The 19,745-nt window shown below is 29.4% G+C and carries 14 protein-coding genes; 9 read left to right on the top strand and 5 right to left on the bottom strand.

Annotation, left to right across the window (positions count from 1 at the left end; translation table 4 throughout):
* Positions 1 to 74: 74 nt before the first annotated feature.
* The 6 genes from KW512_RS02425 (at position 75) to nrdE (ending at position 11,532) form a co-directional block, all read left to right on the top strand.
* On the top strand, positions 75 to 3,635 hold the full coding sequence (locus KW512_RS02425) for a P97 family adhesin (RefSeq protein WP_258841241.1): 3,561 nt from the start codon (positions 75 to 77) through the stop codon (positions 3,633 to 3,635).
* Between the two features lie 27 nt (positions 3,636 to 3,662).
* Positions 3,663 to 7,145: a P110/LppT family adhesin N-terminal domain gene (locus KW512_RS02430; protein WP_258841242.1), complete on the top strand. Its 3,483-nt coding sequence runs from the start codon at positions 3,663 to 3,665 to the stop codon at positions 7,143 to 7,145.
* Between the two features lie 122 nt (positions 7,146 to 7,267).
* A complete protein-coding gene (locus KW512_RS02435) occupies positions 7,268 to 7,597 on the top strand; it encodes a hypothetical protein (RefSeq protein ID WP_010321297.1) in 330 nt (109 codons plus the stop codon).
* Between the two features lie 268 nt (positions 7,598 to 7,865).
* The gene (nrdF, locus tag KW512_RS02440) at positions 7,866 to 8,912 is read left to right on the top strand and encodes a class 1b ribonucleoside-diphosphate reductase subunit beta (RefSeq protein ID WP_081311064.1); all 1,047 of its coding nucleotides are present in this window, start codon (positions 7,866 to 7,868) and stop codon (positions 8,910 to 8,912) included.
* Position 8,913: 1 nt separating this feature from the next.
* Positions 8,914 to 9,369 (top strand): class Ib ribonucleoside-diphosphate reductase assembly flavoprotein NrdI, encoded by a 456-nt coding sequence (gene nrdI, locus KW512_RS02445; protein ID WP_069096934.1) that lies wholly within the window; start codon positions 8,914 to 8,916, stop codon positions 9,367 to 9,369.
* Positions 9,370 to 11,532 (top strand): class 1b ribonucleoside-diphosphate reductase subunit alpha, encoded by a 2,163-nt coding sequence (gene nrdE, locus KW512_RS02450; protein WP_258841243.1) that lies wholly within the window; start codon positions 9,370 to 9,372, stop codon positions 11,530 to 11,532.
* Between the two features lie 34 nt (positions 11,533 to 11,566).
* Here nrdE and KW512_RS02455 read toward each other — a convergent pair whose 3' ends face one another.
* From KW512_RS02455 to KW512_RS02475, 5 genes are all read right to left on the bottom strand, one after another.
* A complete protein-coding gene (locus KW512_RS02455; RefSeq protein WP_258841244.1) occupies positions 11,567 to 12,076 on the bottom strand; it encodes a dUTP diphosphatase in 510 nt (169 codons plus the stop codon).
* A gap of 677 nt (positions 12,077 to 12,753) precedes the next feature.
* A complete protein-coding gene (locus KW512_RS02460; protein WP_258841245.1) occupies positions 12,754 to 13,926 on the bottom strand; it encodes an NADH-dependent flavin oxidoreductase in 1,173 nt (390 codons plus the stop codon).
* Positions 13,927 to 13,928: 2 nt separating this feature from the next.
* Positions 13,929 to 14,960, bottom strand: coding sequence for a lipoate--protein ligase (locus KW512_RS02465; protein WP_258841246.1), 1,032 nt, complete (start codon positions 14,958 to 14,960; stop codon positions 13,929 to 13,931).
* Between the two features lie 2 nt (positions 14,961 to 14,962).
* Positions 14,963 to 15,826, bottom strand: coding sequence for a deacetylase SIR2 (locus KW512_RS02470; protein ID WP_258841247.1), 864 nt, complete (start codon positions 15,824 to 15,826; stop codon positions 14,963 to 14,965).
* Entirely contained in the window at positions 15,807 to 16,139 is a 333-nt protein-coding gene (locus tag KW512_RS02475) for a glycine cleavage system protein H (RefSeq protein ID WP_069098264.1), read from the bottom strand. Before KW512_RS02475 ends, KW512_RS02470 begins: the two co-directional genes overlap by 20 nt.
* Positions 16,140 to 16,558: 419 nt before the next feature.
* Here KW512_RS02475 and KW512_RS02480 point away from each other — a divergent pair, with 419 nt between their 5' ends.
* The 3 genes from KW512_RS02480 to KW512_RS02490 all read left to right on the top strand — a co-directional run bounded on the left by KW512_RS02480 (position 16,559) and on the right by KW512_RS02490 (position 19,707).
* Positions 16,559 to 16,846, top strand: a complete 288-nt coding sequence (locus KW512_RS02480; RefSeq protein WP_258841248.1) for a hypothetical protein — start codon at positions 16,559 to 16,561, stop codon at positions 16,844 to 16,846.
* A gap of 288 nt (positions 16,847 to 17,134) precedes the next feature.
* Positions 17,135 to 17,383: a hypothetical protein gene (locus KW512_RS02485; RefSeq protein WP_258841249.1), complete on the top strand. Its 249-nt coding sequence runs from the start codon at positions 17,135 to 17,137 to the stop codon at positions 17,381 to 17,383.
* 2 nt (positions 17,384 to 17,385) lie between these two features.
* Positions 17,386 to 19,707 (top strand): ATP-binding cassette domain-containing protein, encoded by a 2,322-nt coding sequence (locus tag KW512_RS02490; protein WP_258841250.1) that lies wholly within the window; start codon positions 17,386 to 17,388, stop codon positions 19,705 to 19,707.
* Positions 19,708 to 19,745: the final 38 nt, after the last annotated feature.

Genomic DNA, 19,745 nt, shown 5'->3' on the forward strand with positions numbered 1-19,745 from the left:
TCATAAAAAACGCCTTTGTAGTGCTATAATTTTAAATATTTGATTAAAAACCATATAATAGAGGAAAAATATATATGCCTAAAAATACTAATAGATTAGCAATAGCATTAACCGCTGTTGGCGGTATTGCTATTTTTGCAACAACTATTGGGCTTGTAACTCGAATTCGCTATACAGGAGAAAATCCCCGAGCTGAGTTAGAAAATTTAGTTTCTCGAGTCCAAAATGTTGCCTTTAAATCTGATGTCTTTGATGATTCTACCACATATAGTCAAATAAAAGCACAACTTTTTGACAATAGTGGAAAATTAATAGCTGGCACAGATTTAAATAAATTTATATCCTTTTACACACAGGTCAACTCCAAACTACGTAAATTTGAGCCAACTTTTGCACCAAATAAGCCATTTTTAGAATTTATTGACTTAATTCCAAATGATAATGATCAAAGTTTTGAGCTCCGCTTTCGTGCAAAGCACCAAATTGATAACAATCGCACAGCATTTTCAACAATTATCTCAAAAAAAGTTTCATTTGCGCAACGCTCACAATTTGCTCTTGCCGAATTTAATTCAAATCTGGAAAAAATAACCAAAAGCTTCAAAGAAAATATCCAAAATTTAAGAAGAACAGATTTTAGCTCTAATTTTTCAAGTTCAAATTTAACTGATCAAAAAATTGCATCTTTAACTCGTGTTGAAGATTTTGCCGCTGATATTAATAGAGCCGGAACTCAAACCGAGGCTGTTGAAAAAATAAGTCAATATTTCCCTGATTTTCAAAAAATAATTAACGAATTAAACTTTGATCAAAATAATTCTTTCCCTTTTAAACAAGGAACAATTTACAATTTTAGTTTAGAAAAACATCCTGGAACTAACAGTTTTATCTTAGTTGGTCCAAATTCAGTTCCAAGTTTTTTAGTTAAAGCTGAATTAAGTGATGAGGCAAAATTTGAGCTTAAAAATTTCAATATTGAAGATGCCCAATTGCTTGAAAAAATTGACTTAGTTCCCCAGACTAGTTCAACTTCAGAATCAAGCCAAAATCAAAATGAAGAAACAAAAACTGACGGCACTGCTGAAAAACAAGCAAAACAAGCAACTTATTTTGCTGATTTAGACGATATTTTGTCTAAAATTTCAGTCAGAAAATTAAATTTTCTTGATTTTAAGGTTACAAATCAGCCAGTTGAAAATCAAGTTAGTTTATTAACTTCTGAAAATCCGGAAATTAGACAATTAGTTCAAGTTGCCTCTAATCTTACCCAAGCTCAGGCTCAACCTCAAGCTGATCAAACTACAGGGCAACAAGGGAGCGAAGGATCAACCGGCTCAAACGCAGGAACAACCGGAACAACCGGGACAGCTGCAGCTGGGGTAGCCTCAGGAGAAGCCTCTGGCGCAACCACAGGACAACAATCTGACGGACAAACCACCACAGAAGAACAATCTACCGAAACCCCTCCAGCTCAGCCTAAAGACGAAAAAGCGGAATTAGTCAAATATCTCGAAGTTTCAAAACACACTATAAATGATTTTTTAACTAGTTTTAATAACAAAATATATTCTTCTATTGAAGAAAAGTCTAATGATTTAATAAAAAAAATAAATTCTGAATTATTAATTAAGCCAATTTCTCTTGATTTTGGTGATTTTAATCCATATTTTACCCAAAGACAACCTCAAGGCGTTGAATATTATTTTGATCTTTCTAAAGCACAAGAAAAAGAAGGTGTTAGACAATCAAATCTTGAAATTCCGGTTGTTATTAATCTTTATTCAAGTTTTTTTGGCGACTCAGAAAACAAACTTTTAAGATCTAAAACTTCAATTTTTGAAATTCCTAATTTCAAAAAAGTTGTTCCACAAACAGGACAAACAAGTACAGATATTGCTTCTAATTTAGATCCAGAGCGAAAAACATACTATAATCTTGACGGCTTACCTACAACATCTTCTCAAGCAACTCCAGTTCCTGTTTCAACAACAGCAACAACAACTGGAAATAAACAAATTAGAATTGGCTCAACAACAGCTTATATTTCTAAAACTGAATTAGAAAATTTAATCGGTGAAACTAGTCCAGCTAGTGGCGAAACCGATCAAACTACTGAATCAAAAGCTCCTAAATTTGAAGAAATTAAGAAAATTATTGGTAATCCTTTCCAATATGCCTATGATTTTGATGCAAATGAATCAATGTTAAAAGCTTGAGTTGGACAACAAAAATTCCCTAAACTCGAAGATTTTGCTAGTTTTATGCAAAATAATTTAGTTGCATCAAAATTCAATATAAAATCATTAAGATCTGATAAATTTTTCAAAAATGAATATGATGTTGCTTCCTTTTATGCGTATTTAATCCAAATGGAACCTGCTGCGGTTTTAAATTATCTATTTGAAATTGCTAAAGCAAATGGTTTAATTGATAAAAATGATTCAATTAATTTAAATGATATAAGAAATAACAATATTTTCAGTATTGCTGCTGATGTTAAATTTAAAACAACCCAAGATAATCCAGTTTATTCACTTGATTTTAACAACCATTTTTTAGGTTTTGATTCTCGTGGTTGAATTTCTAATCTATTTTTACCAAAAACTGTTTGGGAAAAAGTAAAAGCCTTAACCAATGACAGTGATATTTTTAATCAATTAAATCAATTTTCAGCTGTAAAAATTGGCTCAGGGTCGACATCTGGTTCAGGGGGAACAACTAGCTCAGGAACTGATGATCTTTATAAATCATTGCAAGATGCTGCTAAAAAAATTAAAGAAGACCTGAAAAAACAAAATTCCACAATTTTAAAAGCCGGAGTTAATGGAAATAATTCTGGTGGCGGCGGCGGAGGCGGTGCTGGAGCTGGCGCAGGTGGTTCAGGTTCAACTACAACTTCTTCAATTGAAGCAGAAATCAAAAAATTCTTCAAAGATAAAACACAACCACTTAGCACTTTAAAAGATTTATTGCTAGCATTTTACTTTAAAGCTAAAGAATTAACTAAGTTTAGTGCTTGATCAAAATTAGGTAATGATCTAGATTATAAAATTGTTTTTGAAAAACAACCAGAATCAGTAGCTACAACTGTTTCAACTTCATCTTCACCAAGTGTTGCCGAAAGTCTTCATACACCTTTTGGACTTGAGGACTATAAATTAACTTATTATTACAAAGTTTTTGATAAAAATACTGGTGTTGATAAATATCAAAGTCCAAAAATTGACTTAAATTTATGAGTTAATAAACAAGATACTCAAAAAACTGAAAGAGATGAATTAAATAAAGCTGTTTTAAGTATTCCGCCATCATTTTCGCTATTTTTCCTCAAAAAAGAGGATTTTGACAAGATCAAAAAAGATGGATCTACTGAATCTACTGACACTAAAACTTTTGAAACAACCGAGGTTTTCAAAGAAATTCAAGCAAAAATTCAAGAAAACAATAAAGATCTCAAAATTTCAGTTGTTTCAATAGATGAAGATAAAATTAATCCTCAAAAATATAAAGTTGTGAATTTGCAAATCGAAAAAACTACACCAACAACTACCGAAGGTTCTTCAACTTCTCAATCTGTTAAATCAAGTCTAAGTTTCCAAGTTAGAATTGCACTTGACGATTTTAATCAACAATAAAAATTTCTACCATTTTAAAGGAGAAAAATGCTTAATAAAGAAAATAAAGTAAAAAGTATAAAAACAATAGTTTCAACAGGTTTTTCGATCACCGCAATTCTTACAACAATCGTTGCAGTTCCAATCGGTCTAACAATTTTTGAGCGCTCATATAGTTCGCAAATTTTTGGTAACGTTGATAAAAATCAGGTTGTGGATCTAAAAACTCAATCAACTTTTAGCGAAGAAGATTTTATTAATGCTCTTAATAATCTAAAATTACATGACCAGTACAAAAATTTATCAGCAAAAACAGCGTTAGCATTAGCTAACAACCCTTCATATGCTTTTAATTTTCTAAAAGCATATGACTTTAGCCCAATTACTAAACACAATTTTCGGGTAGTTTTAGACATTGAAAAAGCAACTGCTTCTGGTAGCGAAGTAAAAAATGTTGTAGTTTATGCGCATTCAGATGAATTCAAACTTACTTATTCAAAACAAACTGATCTTAAAGGTTTTGCACAAAGTGATAAAGCTGATGGTGATTTAGTTGGATTCCAAATTGACCTTGAAAAGTCAAAATTAGAACTTTTTGGAACAAAAAGTTCTAATTTAACAGCTTCTGAAGTTGCTTTTAAACTTGATAATGACTTCCAAGCCTCTTATAAAAGAACACGTTCAAAATCACAAGCTTTTTCTGATGCTTTATTCGAAAATGGATTAGGTTATAATTTGGTTAACACCTTAGGATTACCTTCAATTTTGGAAAAAGGTTATGTTTTAGCACCAAAAACTGTTGAAAATCAAAAAGCTAAACAAGAAAAAATTGTTATGATAGGTGAGTCAGACACCAAAAGAGTTGACAGTCTAATGAAGGTTGAAAACTTAGTTTTCAAAAACCTTGATGATAAAGCCGGAACTCTTTCAATTTCTTTTGAACTAATGGATCCAACTGGCAAAGTTATCAAAGAATTTGACTTTCCAATTTTAGGAATTAAAAAATTAAGTGTTGATGTCAAAACTGTTGAGCAACAAATTCTTTCACAATTTAGCGATTTTGTTCAATTAAAACCTTTTGTTCAACTTGCACTTGTCAAAGATAATCTAAGTTTAGCCCAAAGTATTTACAAAACCGATAATAACCCCGTTAATCTCGCCAAAGTCTTGAGCAGAATTGCGCAAAACTCGCAACAAAATGGACAACAGAGCCAGGTTTCAACCCAACTTTTCCAAGACTCAGGCCAAAATTCACAAGCTAATAATGCCAAAGTTGAAATAAACCGTCAAGATTTTAGTGCTTTTTTCAATTTAAAGCCTGAGAGAATCCAAGTTCCTGGTATGGATGGTTATTTTGTTGAAATTAATTCAATTGATTTAGCAAAAAATTTATCCCAAGAGCAAAAAGATAAACTTTTAAAAGAAAATAAAGTTTCTTTTGATGTTGATTTTCAAATAAAAAAACAACTAAATATTCAAGCTCCTTACCTTGAAAGTGAATTTGTTAAGTCAAATTATCCGCCAGTTCTTGAATCTTCACTTGCCAGATTAGGAAAAGGAAATAATTCTAAATTTGTTTTAGTTGATCTTGGTTCTTCAAAATCTAGTTTTGAAGTTCAACTTGATTATGACGAAAATCAGCGAAAAGTTATAAATGCTGTTTTAAAACAAAATTCTCAAATTGACTTTGAAAATTTAGACAAAATTAATTTTGAAGATCCAAAAATTCAAAACTTTAATCCTCTAGCTAAAACTTTTGAATTCAGAAAAAATCCTAATGGTCCAAAATTAACTTTAGAATATGTTAAATCTCTAGTTTCAGAAGTTGTTGATGATGCTAAAAAACAAAAAACTTTTGATCAAGTTGCTAGAAAACTTTTCTTTTTAGATTTTGGATTTGAGGTAGATAGTACCAGAGCTCTCCAAGATTATATAGCTAGAAACAAACCAAGATTTGAATCATCTACTCCTACAGATAAAGGCAGTGAAAAACCAGCAGAAGGTGAGAAAAAACCAGAAGGAGAAGAAAAAGCACCTGAAGGCGCACCAGAATCTCAACCATCAACTGGCACTCCCGCTTCGCCAGCACCAACAACACCTCCAGCCGCTTCAACTCCAGCTCCAGCAGCTGCTGCAGCCGCTCCAGCTACCTCAACTTCCTCAACATCTGGATCCCAAACAACTTCATCAACAGCGACAACTTTCCAAGATAATTCAACTACTGAAACTACTACTGAAACTACAACTGAAACCGAAACTAAAACTGAACCTGAAACTGAACCAATTCAAATTTCAACTTTCAATGGTTTAGGTGTTGGACTTTGAGCATTTTTACAAAAATCTAATTATTCTGAACTTGGTCAAACTGATTATCAAACAGAAGTAGTTAAAAAATCTGACAGTCAAATTGATGTAATTCTTAGTTTTGGGTCAAAAACACAAACAGAACAAAAAGATTCAAATCCTAAAGCTATTTTTTCAATTACAAAATTAGAAGATGATGCTGATTATGATGTTTTAAGAAGTTTTAATCCAACCGTATTTTTTGATTTTCGTGAAAATCAAAAAATAGATAGAACAGGTGAAGTTACAAAAATTCAACCACTTAACCGTGGTGATGTAAAAATTGATCTTGGAAAAGATAAAGATCAAGTTGCTAGTCAAGATGGATTATTAGTAAGTAAAGCTGTTGAAATTAGTAAGGTTCCAGAAAACGCGGGTCAGACTTCAACTACTGATTCTAAAGAGCAAATTCTTGAATCTGGAGTAATATTTTTAGCTTTCCAACCTAATAACATTAATGACGATAAAAAACATTATTTAATTGCATCTAAAGATGGTAAAGGTATTTTCATTAAAAAAACTAAACTTGGTGATGGTAAAACTGAAAAATTTGTTTTAGGTCTTGATGAAAATCCGGGCGATGGCAAAGGCAGAAACGGAAAAATTGACTCAATTGTTGCTTTAATTTCTGGAGTTGATGGCGAAGCTGACACTAGGCTTCAATTTGAAGAGTCAACTTCTGGTGGTAGTTCTGGTTCTGGAACCTCTAGCGCTGAAGCGAAAAATATAACTCAACTAGTTTTTTTAATCACCCCTCCAGACCCTTTCAGACAAACTAATGTAAACAAAGGTGAAGCTGATGACTTTGACTTTATTAAAGATGGAGATTTAATGTTCTTAACTTTATTAAAGAATCAAAATAAATGAACAATTTGGCTAACTTCAGAAAAAGCAAAAAACCCTTATACTCAAAGAATTTCTAGTGTTTTAGACCTAACTTTAGGTGGTCATGTTGATCATGCTAAAAATCTAACTTGAACTCATTTAGGTCCTAATGCTGGACAAAGTTCTACTACAGCTGCATCTGGAGGATCAGGAGCTGGAACAACCCAAACCACAACCCAAACCGCCTCTTCAGCACAAATCTTGCTCAAAGGTTTTGCCGTTTATGACTCGCCTACTCTGGCAACAAATGTTGAGGCAGTTTCAAGTTTAAATAATCATTTTATTAAAAAATTCATTAATTAATTTTTTAATAAAATAAATGAGAAATTAAAAAAGTAAACTTTTAAAGACAAAAGTTTACTTTTTTGTATTAATAATAATACTTTATATTAAAATATAAAATAAATCATTATAATTATTATATTATGCAAACAAATCCTTTTTATTCTGGAATCAGACTAATAGATCTTCCTCAACCAGTTTTAATTAGTCTTTCTGTTATTTTTTTTGTTCTTGCGATAGTTTCAATTTCATTTCACAAGTACACAAGAAAAAAAATTCAACAATATAAAGAACTTCAAATGGAAGATTGGAAAAGAGAAAATCCGGGCAAAAAACATTTTACTTATGAGCAGACAAAAATGTTTTTACCCGCTTGACAAAGAGCAAAATATAATGCCCATATTTTTTTGTCTGTAATTTTCGTTGTTGGCGGTTTTGTTTTTGCATTTGGCAACACCTTAACAACTTTATAAGTCTAATTTTGTTATTTTTGTCTATAAAATTATTTTTTCTTAGTTTTTTCCAAAAACTTAAAAATTGACAATAAAATTTTTATTTTATTCACCTACCAAATACAAAAAAATCCTATGAATTCATAGGGTTTTTTTATTTTTCAAATTAAAAAAATTAAAAAAATAAATTTAAAAATAATTTTTTTCTTAAAAGCCTTTTTCTTTTTGGTAAAATTATAGTCCACTTAATTTTAATTATTTTTTAAAGAGCTATTTAGAGGTGAAAAAAATGAATCAAGAAAACAACAACTTAAAAATTAAACAAAAAAATGATTACTATAACCTTTCAGTTTCGCCTCTTGAGTATGCCTATAATAATTTTTCAGGCAAAATGCGGGCAGTAAACTGAAATGTTATCAATGATCCTAAAGATTTAGAAGTTTGAACCCGTGTAGTTCAAAATTTCTGAATTCCAGAAAAAATTCCGCTTTCAAACGATTTAGAATCATGAAGAACTTTATCACCAGAATGACAACAACTTGTAACCCGAACTTTTACTGGTCTAACTCTGCTTGATACAATTCAAGCAACAATTGGTGATGTAGCCCAAATTGGTCATTCTTTGACGGATCACGAGCAAGTTATATATGCTAATTTTGCCTTCATGGTAGGTGTTCATGCTCGTTCTTATGGTTCGATTTTTTCAACTTTTTGTTCAAGTGAGGAAATCGAAGAGGCACACAATTGAGTAATAAATAACGAAAAATTACAAAAAAGGGCAAGAATCTTAATACCTTTTTATGTTGGAAAAGATCCTTTAAAATCAAAAGTTGCTGCCGCACTAATGCCTGGTTTTCTACTTTATGGCGGTTTTTATCTTCCTTTTTACCTTTCTTCGCGTTCAAAACTGCCAAATACTTCTGATATAATTCGTTTAATTTTACGCGACAAAGTGATACACAATTATTATTCAGGCTATAAATATCAAAGAAAGGTTGAAAAACTAAGTCCTGAAAAACAAAAAGAAATGAAAGACTTTGTTTTTGATTTACTTTATAAATTAATCGACTTAGAAAAAGATTATTTATATGACTTATATTCTGAAGTTGGACTTGCCGAATCTGCAATAAAATTTAGTCTCTATAATGCTGGCAAATTTTTACAAAATTTAGGATATGACTCACCTTTTACAAAAGAAGAAACTGAAATTGAACCTGAAGTTTTTAGCCAATTATCAGCTCGGGCAGACGAGAATCATGATTTTTTCTCAGGAAATGGTTCTTCTTATGTAATGGCACTTGCTGAAGAAACTGAAGATGAAGACTGGGAGTTCTAAAATGGAAGACATCAAAAAAACCTATGAATTAAGCGATTATCCTAAACCTAAAGGTGAAATTTTTCTTGTTTATTTCTCTTCAATTTCTAATAATACTCACCGTTTTATTGAAAAACTTGGACTGAAAAATCAAAGAATTCCAATTGATATGGATTCTCAAATCGAAGTTAATCAAGATTATGTACTTTTTTGTCCTACTTATAGCGGCGGAAAAGGTGAAACAAGCGGTTCAGTACCAAAACCGGTAATAAAATTTTTAAATAATGAACAAAACCGTAAATTTTGTAAAGGGGTTATTGCCTCTGGAAACACTAATTTTGGCGACACATACGCTCTTGCTGGTCCGGTTTTGTCAAAAAAATTGAATGTCCCCTTTTTATATCACTTTGAGCTCTTAGGGACTTCAGAAGATGTTATTAATGTTAAGACAATATTAAATAATTTTTGGGAAAAATAAATGAAAACACACGATAAAAATCACGCTTTTAGTTCTAGTAGTTCTGAAAGTTATATTAGCCTAAATGCAAAGGCCAAATTATTTTCAAAAAATCCAGATTCATATAAATTTGATATTTTAGCTGCGCAAAAATATATTAGTGAACATATTGAGCCTAGATTTAAAGTATTTAATTCGTTCAAAGACCGAATTAATTTTTTGCTTAGCCAAAATTATTATGATCCTGCAGTCATAAATCAATATTCATTTGAACAACTTGAAGAATTAAATCAAAAAGCTTGAAGTTATAATCATTTTTTCCCTTCATTTATGGGTGCTTTTAAATTTTATTCTTCATATGCCCTAAAATCTGATGATAATTTAACATATTTAGAACATTTTCCTGATCGAGCTTTGTTAAATAGTTTATTTTTGGCTAATGGAAATTTTGAAGATGCCAAACAAATTCTTGAGCAAATAATGTTAGGCAGATTTCAACCAGCTACCCCAACTTTTTTAAATGCAGGAAAACTAAGAAGAGGAGAGTTTGTTTCTTGCTATTTAATTAGAGTTGAAGACAATATGGAATCAATTTCGCGGGCAATTACAACATCTTTGCAACTTTCAAAGCGTGGCGGCGGAGTCAGTGTTTTGCTGACAAATTTACGTGAATTAGGGGCTCCAATTAAAAACATTGAAAATCAAGCAACAGGCGTAATTCCTGTCATGAAAATACTTGAAGACTCTTTTTCATATGCAAACCAACTTGGACAACGCCAAGGAGCCGGTGCTGTTTATTTAAATGTTCATCATCCTGATATTCTTTCTTTCCTTGATACAAAAAGGGAAAATGCTGATGAAAAAATAAGAATAAAATCGCTGTCTTTAGGTGTTATAATCCCAAATATAACATTAACTTTGGCCAAAAACAACGAGCAAATGGCACTTTTTTCTGTTTATGATACAGAAAAATTTTATAAAAAACCTTTTAGTGACATTTCAATTACCGAAGAATACTATAAAATGTTAGACAATCCTCAAATTAAAAAAACCTTTATTTCAGCAAGAAAATTATTTCAAACAATTGCTGAATTACAATTTGAAAGCGGTTATCCTTATATTTTATTTGAAGACACTGTTAATGATGCAAATGCTCATCCTAATCGTGTTGTAATGTCAAATTTATGCTCAGAAATTACTCAACCTTCAACTCCAAGTTCTTATTTTTCTGATTTAACATTTAAAGAAATTGGTCAAGATATCTGTTGTAATTTAGGTTCATTAAATATTGATAAAGCCATGGAATCAGGTAAAGATTTTCAAAAAATGGTTCACTATTCAGTCATTGGTCTTGATAGTGTCTCAAGAAATTCTGATCTTTCAGTTGCCCCTTCAATTCAAAAAGGGAATAATTTAAACCATGCAATTGGACTTGGAGCTATGAATTTACATGGTTTTTTGGCCAAAAACCAAATAATGTATGACTCAGAAGAAGCCCTTGATTTTACAAATATTTTCTTTTATTGTCTAGCTTTTGCTGCTTTTAAGTCTTCTTTAGAATTGGCTAAAAAATTTGGTCCTTTTGCTGGTTTTGAAAAAACCACATTTGCCAGCGGCAAATATTTTGAAAAATACACAAAAGTTGATGCCTCAACTTTTGTGCCAAAAACAGCTAAAATTCAGCAACTTTTTGAAGACTATCAAGTTGACATTCCGACCCGTCAAGACTGAATTGAACTTGCCGAGCAAATTAAAATTCACGGAATTGCAAATTCACATTTAATGGCCATTGCTCCAACTGGGTCAATTTCTTATCTTAGTTCTTGTACCCCTTCATTGCAGCCGGTTGTTGCTCCTGTTGAAGTTAGAAAAGAAGGAAAATTAGGGCGAATTTATGTTCCTTCATACCAATTAGGTCCAAAAACATACGATTTTTATCAAAAAGGAGCATACGAACTTGGACCGATTCCAATTATTAACATCGTTGCTGAGGCCCAAAAACACGTGGATCAGTCAATTTCAATGACATTATTTTTAACTGACAAGGCAACAACTCGCGATTTAAATAAAGCATATATTCATGCCTTTAAAAAAGGTTGCAAGTCAATTTATTATGTAAGAATTCGCCAAGATGTTCTTGAAGATTCAGAAAACTATGAATTTTGCGAGTCTTGTGCCGTTTAATTTTTCAAAATAAAATTATTTTGAAAAATTAAATTTAATACTGATTTTTAATTCTTTCAAGATTTTTATTGTATTTTTCCAAATAAGCTTGAGTTACTTGATCAATATTTCAGTTCAAAATTTCAATAAACCCAAGGAAATATTCAAACAAATTAACAAGAGTTTCTTTTTCCTTTTTATGCAAAAAATCAGAGGCTAAAATAAAGACTTTTTTAAATTGTTCGTTAATATCTTTGTTTTTAACAAATTTTGTTTCAAAAACTTGTTGGCTTTCAAAATGAATTCCGGCTGAAACAAGAAAATGAATTGCATCAACAAATTCTTCGATAGTTTTATCAAAATTAGACTTTTTGTTAATTTTTCAATATTTAAAGCTTTCAATTTCATTTGCAAATTCAGCAATTTCAACTATCGCAGCAATTATTACCTTATCTTGCCATTGGTGATCAACCTTTGTAATTAAATCATTACCATAACTATATTCGGCAAAAAGTTTATCTAGAATTTTTTGTTTCTCAAAAATTAGTTTTAAATCAACAATCATATTACTTCACACAAATAAATATATAATTAATAAATGTATAATTATATATTTATTTGTTAATTTTTCAAAGAAAAAAAATTATTCTGGTTTTCTGAGTTTGGCAGTTTGATGGCAAAAATTCACTTTTTAGTGAATATAAATATGAGAAAATACCGGTAAATCCGGGTTTTTTGCCGCAAAGTCTTAATTTTTATTATTTTAAAATTAAGACTTTGCAAAAAAAAAAAAAAAAATGCTTGGTTTAAAAAAATTTTAGGTTATAATTACTTTCACTTAAGAATAAATTAATAAATTTTAATATTGAATTAAGGGGGAATCAGTTATGTTTTTTGTCTAAAAAATCAGAAAATGCGAATTTTCCGTCATATTTTTAAATATGATGGAATGCCTTAAATTTAACCGTTTAGAAATCTATAAATTTATGGCTTTTAATTATTGTTCTTTCAAAACTTCATATATTTTTTTAGGCTCAATTTAAATAAAAACGAGTTTTCTATTTACATTGAGTTTAAATAGTAGTTGTATTTTTTGTGGTTTTTGTTATTTTGTCCATAAATTGATTTTTGCCAGTGTTTTAAAATTGTAATTAACTTTTGTCAAAAAAGTTAAAAAAGTGCCCAAAAAACGGAAACTTTTTTTAAGATTATCTCATCAAACTGGGAAAGTCAGGGAAAAAATTATTCCGCTTTTTTTGAATTATTTAAAATAGTTTTTCGAGCATTTTCAGGTAAAGATTTGCCATATTCAAAATAATGGCCAATTTCCTTAAAGGCATTTTTACTTATTTTTAATTTTTCAAATTCTTCCGGTTCGAGACTTAATTTTATTGGCTGATTTTTCTCAATTTTTTCAACAAAATCAGGATCAGGCACAAATGCTGAAGAAATTCCGACAAAATCAGAAAATCGAATAGCTTCGACTGATTTTTCTAAGGAATTTATTGAACCACTAGCAATAACCGGGATTTTTCCTTGCAATTTTTCATAAACCACATCAGAAATTAAACGGTTAAAATTGCTTGACTTTGACCGAACTTTGTCACGAAAAACGTCAAAACCCCAACCGGCAATTGCAAGGTAAGAAATTTTTATCCCTCTTTTTTCAATTAGATCTAAGAAATCTAGGAAATTTTCGACTGTGTAACCTAAATTATCACCTCTTCGTTCCTCAGGTGTTGCCCGGTAACCTAGCAAAAAATTAGGATTCTTTGATTTTAAAATAGTTTTTTGTACTTTTTCTAATATTTCTACTAAAAACCGAGATCTATTTTCAATATTTTGACAGCCATATTTATCATTTCGCTTGTTAGTATAATGTGAGAAAAATTCTTGAGGTAATAATTTTTGGGCAGAAGAAATTTCAACCCCGTCAAAACCAGCCTTAATTGCCCTTAGACAAGCATCTGCATATTGGCTAACAATTTTTTGAATTTGTTTTTGTGTAAGACGAAAAACCTTGTATTTTACGGGATAATTTCGCTTTTCAGCACTAGGTCCATAGCAAAAACCATCTTTTTCAATTTTTGAAACAGAGTGAGAACCAGCATGAATTAATTGCAAAATTGCAATACTTCCCTTTGATTTTATTGCTTTTGCAAGTTTTGCTAGTCCTTCAATATCGCTGTCACTTTCGATACTATGACCATATTTGAACAAACTACCTGATTTACAAACGTAAACTCCACCTGTAATTGTCATTGGTGCACTATGGGCTCTTGCGCTAAAAAAATCTAAATCTGCTTGGCAAACTTGCCCCTTTTCAGAAAGATTAAGATTAATTGGGCTAAAAATAAATCGGTTTTTTAATGTGAAATTACCAATTTGATACGGTTTAAAAAGTTTGTTTTTCATATTTAGCTTAAAAGTAAGTTACAAATTTCTTCTTCATCAACTTTTTGACTAAAATAATCATCCAATTTTGCATCTTTTAGCCGATTTAATAGTTGATCCTGAGTTAATTTTGTCCCAATTAAGAAATTTTCTAACTCTAAAAGTGATTTTTTCGGGAAAAAATCACCTGAAATTTTAATTTTGCTAATTTTTCCTTCATCAATTTCTAAAGAAAATGTAATTGTCCCAACTTTTGTTCTAATTGATCTATTGAATGAATAATTTGGACTAAGTCCTCAAACAAAATCCCAATTTTTGTATTTTTCAGCAACCATTTTGTCAATTTGAACTCAATCACTTTCAGTAAGTTCGTATTTTTTAAACTTTTCTTCTGAATTTACTTTCAAAAATTCAGCCAAAAATAAGTCTTTCATTTCAAAAATTGAAAAATTTTGGTATTCTTCTGAAAGCTTATTTTTTAAATTAGTTACTCGTTGAGAAACAGATTTTATCCCTTTTGCTTCAATTTTTTTCTGGTTTGGAGTTAGAATTTTGCCAATAAAATCAAAATCTACATCATATAAAAGTGAAAAACCTGCATAAATTCTATCATTTACAAGCGACATTGCCGCACCAGAGACTTTTTTTCCTTCAATTTGAAGGTCATTTTTTCCACTAAATTGCACATTTTTTATCCCTAAGTTTTGCAAAACTTTAATAACAGGATCGTAAAATTGTGCATAATTTCCGAGTAAATTTTTATTTTTTTCATATGGGAATGAAAAACAAAAATTTACTCCATTTCTATCTAAATAAATTGCACCACCACCAGTGTCGCGTCTAACAACTTCAATATTTTTTTGTTTTAAAAGTTCAAGGTTAACTTCAACACTTGGATTTTGGAAATAACCAATTTGTACGTGCGGATCACAAATATAAGGAAAAACAATTGTTTCATCTAGTTTTAAGTTTTTGATTGCTCAATATTGAATAGCGAGCAAAATTGCACCGTCAAAAACTCATTTTCCATCGCGTTTTGGTTCGATTAAGTACATTTTTATTCCTGTTCTGTTATTTTTTGTAGCAGTAATTTAATATCCTCATGAAAAAAATAGGATTTTTCAAGAATATCCTTGTTAGTACGGTATTTTTTCTGATTTATAACCAGATATTTTGCATTTTTAAATTTTTTTGTCATCTCTTGAAATGGTGATTTAATTAATTGCGGGGTCGTAAATCCAACCCCTATTTCAAGAAAAACTAAGTTTTTATCTTTATTTTTTTCAATAAAATTATTGTAATTTGCTTTTTGGTTATCGAAGTTTTGGTCTTCAACCATTCCTTTAAACGAAATTCTTTTGTTTATTTCTAAGAAGGCATTACATTCTGGGCATTTTGGCAATAAATTATAATCAACCTTCATATTTTTTTGATTTTGTACCATTTTTAGAATCAATTCATCATCTTGGTATAAAAAATTTTTACACATTTTTGAGCACTGCATTAAATTATATTTACCCTGGATGTAAAAAATTTTTTGATTGTCAAATCCTGATTTTTCAAAAAAACTATCAGAATTTGTGGTTATTATAAAAAAATTTTTATTTTCTAAAATTTTTTTCAAATTCAAAAAACTTTCTGATTCTTTTAGATCTAAAAAATTAACTTTTGCAAATCTACTATGAAAAGCTCAGTATGTTTCTCATGATCCAAAATCATAAAGCGAAGCTTGAAGCATATCTAAAAAATGGTATTTTTCGATAAAATCTTTAAAATTATCGCTGAATTTTGATCCATAATAATTATTTCCATCTGCACTTGTTAGTCCTGAACCAACTCCAACAACAATCGCATCAGCTGAATCAAGGATTTTCTTGATTTTTATCGCTTGATCTAGAATACTAAAAGTCCTCAAGTTCATCAAATTCACTTTGGTCTATATCTTTTGCTTTAAAAAGTCAATTTTTGTCTGACTCATGCGAATTCAAAATTTTTGGATCCTTTTCAGCTAATTGATTTAGTTCAATAATTCTACATTTTAGGGGTGTTTTTATTGAAAAAACAGTTTTTGACGCTTCAATTTTAGCGACAACATCATCTTTTTCTAGTTGTTTTTTATTCGTAAATTTTAAAAATCCGATTGTTCCAAGATCATCTTGTAACTCGGCCGTTAAATAAACAGTAAAAATTTCATTTTTTTGTTCAATTATCAAGAAATTAGCAATTTTTTTCATAGCAATCCTCTTAATTTTTTTGTTAATATCTAAAATGATATTACCACAAAAAAGCAACTAATGGCAAAAAATCTATAAATATAAATAAATCAGTTCAAAAATTCAATAAATTAGTATATTAATTTCAAAAAAATCAAGAATACAGTGTCAAATTGAGAGAATGGAGAATCACATTTAAAAACAAAATTATAAACACTCACGACTTTTTTATAAAATTATAAAAAATTATTGTACATAAAACTAAAAATCAGCATGGCTCTAATTAAATAATTTTCACTTTCTTAGCGAATTATAGACTTTAATTAAAAAAATAATTTGGAATGCAAAAATATTTTGCAAAAATGGTATAATAGCAAAAGTATTTAAAAAAAGAAAAAATACTGATAATTATCACCATTATTTTTTAGAAAGGCATATTTATGATTATTTCCAAATTAAAAAAAATTTTAGGCTTCTCATTTATTGGCCTTATTCCTGTAACATTTTTTTCCTATAGTAGCGTCCACAACAACATAAATTTAACAAATGAAAAATCACAACCTCAATTATTTTCACATTATTATAATTTTAAAGAAGATGAAAGATTGAAAGCACAGATTATTTTTGATGAAATTTATAATAGATCAAAACACAATGGAACATCTAAAGTCCCAGCTTCTTTATTTAATTTAAAAGGTCTTAAGTTTGAAGATAAGCACAAAATCTAAAGAACCGATCAAGGAGAATTAGAAATTCTTATTAGAGGTATTAAACAAGTTGTATATAAGGGCGGATTATTTTGGCAAGATAAAGCTGCGTGAATAGGAAGAACAGAAATTAAGTACACCAAAAACAGTAACTTTTCTAATTATTATAATTCTAAACCAGATAAAATTAGTTTAGCGACGCATGCTTGAATTGGCGGGCTAGCTACCCCGTCTTTTGTAATAAATGGAAAAGTAGCTTATTCTACTAAAAAAAGGGAAGTAGTTGCTGAAATTGGTGCGTCAACAAAATTGGAATTTAATTCCTATGAATTAGTAGAATCTTTTGAGAAAAGCAATACTAATACACTAGCAATGAATTATCAAGGTATTGGATGGAATTACAAAATATTTGGATTTGGTCAATATGCAACCGGAGTAGTGATAGATGACTATGAATATACTTCAATTGCAACAAATAACCCACTAATTCCCGACAAAAGTAAAAGTTATAGAGCCACCACATTGCCATATTATATTGATAACAGAAGCAAATTTTAATAATGATAAAAATAGAAAAATTAACTAAAAAAATTGGTAATAAATTTATTTTTAATAATTTAAATCTGGAAATTCCTTTAAACAAAATTACATTTGTAATTGGAAAATCTGGAATTGGTAAATCCACGCTAATTAATTTAATTGCCGGATTTACAAAAAAAGATAGTGGAAAAATCTCCTTTTTTGACAAAGATGGTTCTGAATTGGAAAAACCATTAGTTGATGTTGTTTTTCAAGACTTTAATTTAATTGAGTCATTAAGTATAAAAAATAATATTTTAATAGCAAATCACATTTTGAATCGCGAATCAGATGATTTAGAAATACAGCAAGCCGCGAATTTTATTGGTATTGAAACCAGCAAATTAGATCAGGTAGCAAAAAATTTATCAGGCGGTGAAAAACAACGTGCAGCATTTTTAAGAAGTCTATCAAGAAAAAGTGATTTTATTTTGCTTGATGAGCCAACTGGTAATTTGGACCATGAAAATTCCATTGCCTTACTCGATTTGTTAGTTAAAGCTTCTGAAAGTAAAACAATTTTAATTGTTAGTCATGATTTAGAATTAGCAAACCAATATGCCGATCAAATTATCAATTTAGAAAATTTATCCGTTAATGTTATTGAAAATAACAAACAAATTAATGCTGAATCTAAAAATAAACACTCAAACTCAATATCAAACCAGGTCTATAAAAAACCTGGTTTCTTACAAAAATTTAAAGTAGCTTTATTGCTTGTACTGGCGGACTTTAAGTCAAAAATTACGAGTTTTATTTTAGTTTTAGTAACATTTTTTGCTTTAATTTTTAGTATGGTTATTTTCATGAACTTGCATTTTTCAGCAAAAAATATAGCCATTGACACGGTTACCCAATCAAATTTTGACACTATTGCAATTCGTGAGAAAGATATTATTTCTTTAGCCCCTGAAGAAATCAACCAACTTAAAAACGATAATCCCAAAATAAAACACACTAGTTTATTGTATAGTAGCCTAGAAGATTTTACATTTATCTATAATGATAACGTTTCTCTTGAGAATCGTTCTATTTGACCAGCTGATGAATCTGATTTTTTTAAAAACAGATTTAGTTCATTTAGTAAAGATGGAAATTTTCATAACAGGTTTATTACCAATCCAAATGAAGTTATTCTCTCACAAAAATTAATTGAAGAATTGAAAATTGATAATCCAATTGGAAAAACAATTAAAATTATTAACGTTAATCCATCAATTTTAAGGCAAAAATTTGAAGATTTAGATCGCTTTTCTGAATCAGCAACAATTGTAGGAATTTTAGATAAGCCCTTTGATGATGGTGCTAATTTTTCGCTCGTTCACACAGATAAACTAAAGTCAGTTTATCAAAAATCAAAACCAAACGAAAAAGAAAGTAAGTTTGATGAATTTGAGTTTTTACCTGATGATTATTTTTCATTAGACTTTGAAAAGTATGTTTTTAGTCGGCCAACAACCGTAGAAACTGAGGAAACACTTGTAAAACCCAATAAAATACATAAGTCTTTCTATGAGAATTCAAATCAAACCAATTCAATAAACCTGAAAAAAGGTACGTTGCCTAAAAATTTTAATGAAATAGCAGTTAGCTCGAATATAACTGACAAAACAGGAAAACTTTTAAAAATTACTAATAATAATAAAAACACTTTAATTTTTAAAGTTGTTGGAGTTTTTGATCCTGAAAAAGATGACGAAAATATTGCTATTTTTAACAATAATATTGAAAAATATTCCAACGAATTACTTCCAATAAGTGCTTTGATTTATTTTGATCATGATAATTTATATAATAATATTAATGAATTTTTAAATAAATATGGCAAACTGGGAGTTAGTCGTTATTACTCAACAACTGGCGGCCCGGATGAAATTCTGAATGGAATACTTTCCTCTCAATATGTTTTGTTATTAATTATTTTTGTGTCAATAATAATTTTTGGAATAAGTTTGTTAATTTTTGTGTCATTATATGCAACAAATCTTTCTAAATTCAAGAAAAAATCAATCGGTATTCTAAAGTCTCTTGGTGGAAAAACATCACAAATTTTCTTGTATCATTGATTAAATTTGGTAATACTTTCTGCTTTTGTTTTCGTTTTGGGTATTATATTTTCAATTTCTTTTGTGCCTTTAATTTATGGTGCAATTTCAAATCAAAATTCAATTTTTCCTGATTATCAGCAAATTAGCGTTATTTTTATAATTATCTGACTTTCTAGTTTCATTATTTTATCAATCATATATTTATTAATTTCTTATATAACTTATAAAAAAGATATTGTGACATTATTAAAATAATTTTTAAAAATTATTAAAACTATATTTTTTTACCAAAA

Origin of the sequence: Mesomycoplasma ovipneumoniae (assembly GCF_024758565.1) — a bacterium.
GTDB lineage: Bacteria > Bacillota_I > Bacilli_A > Mycoplasmatales > Metamycoplasmataceae > Mesomycoplasma > Mesomycoplasma ovipneumoniae_B.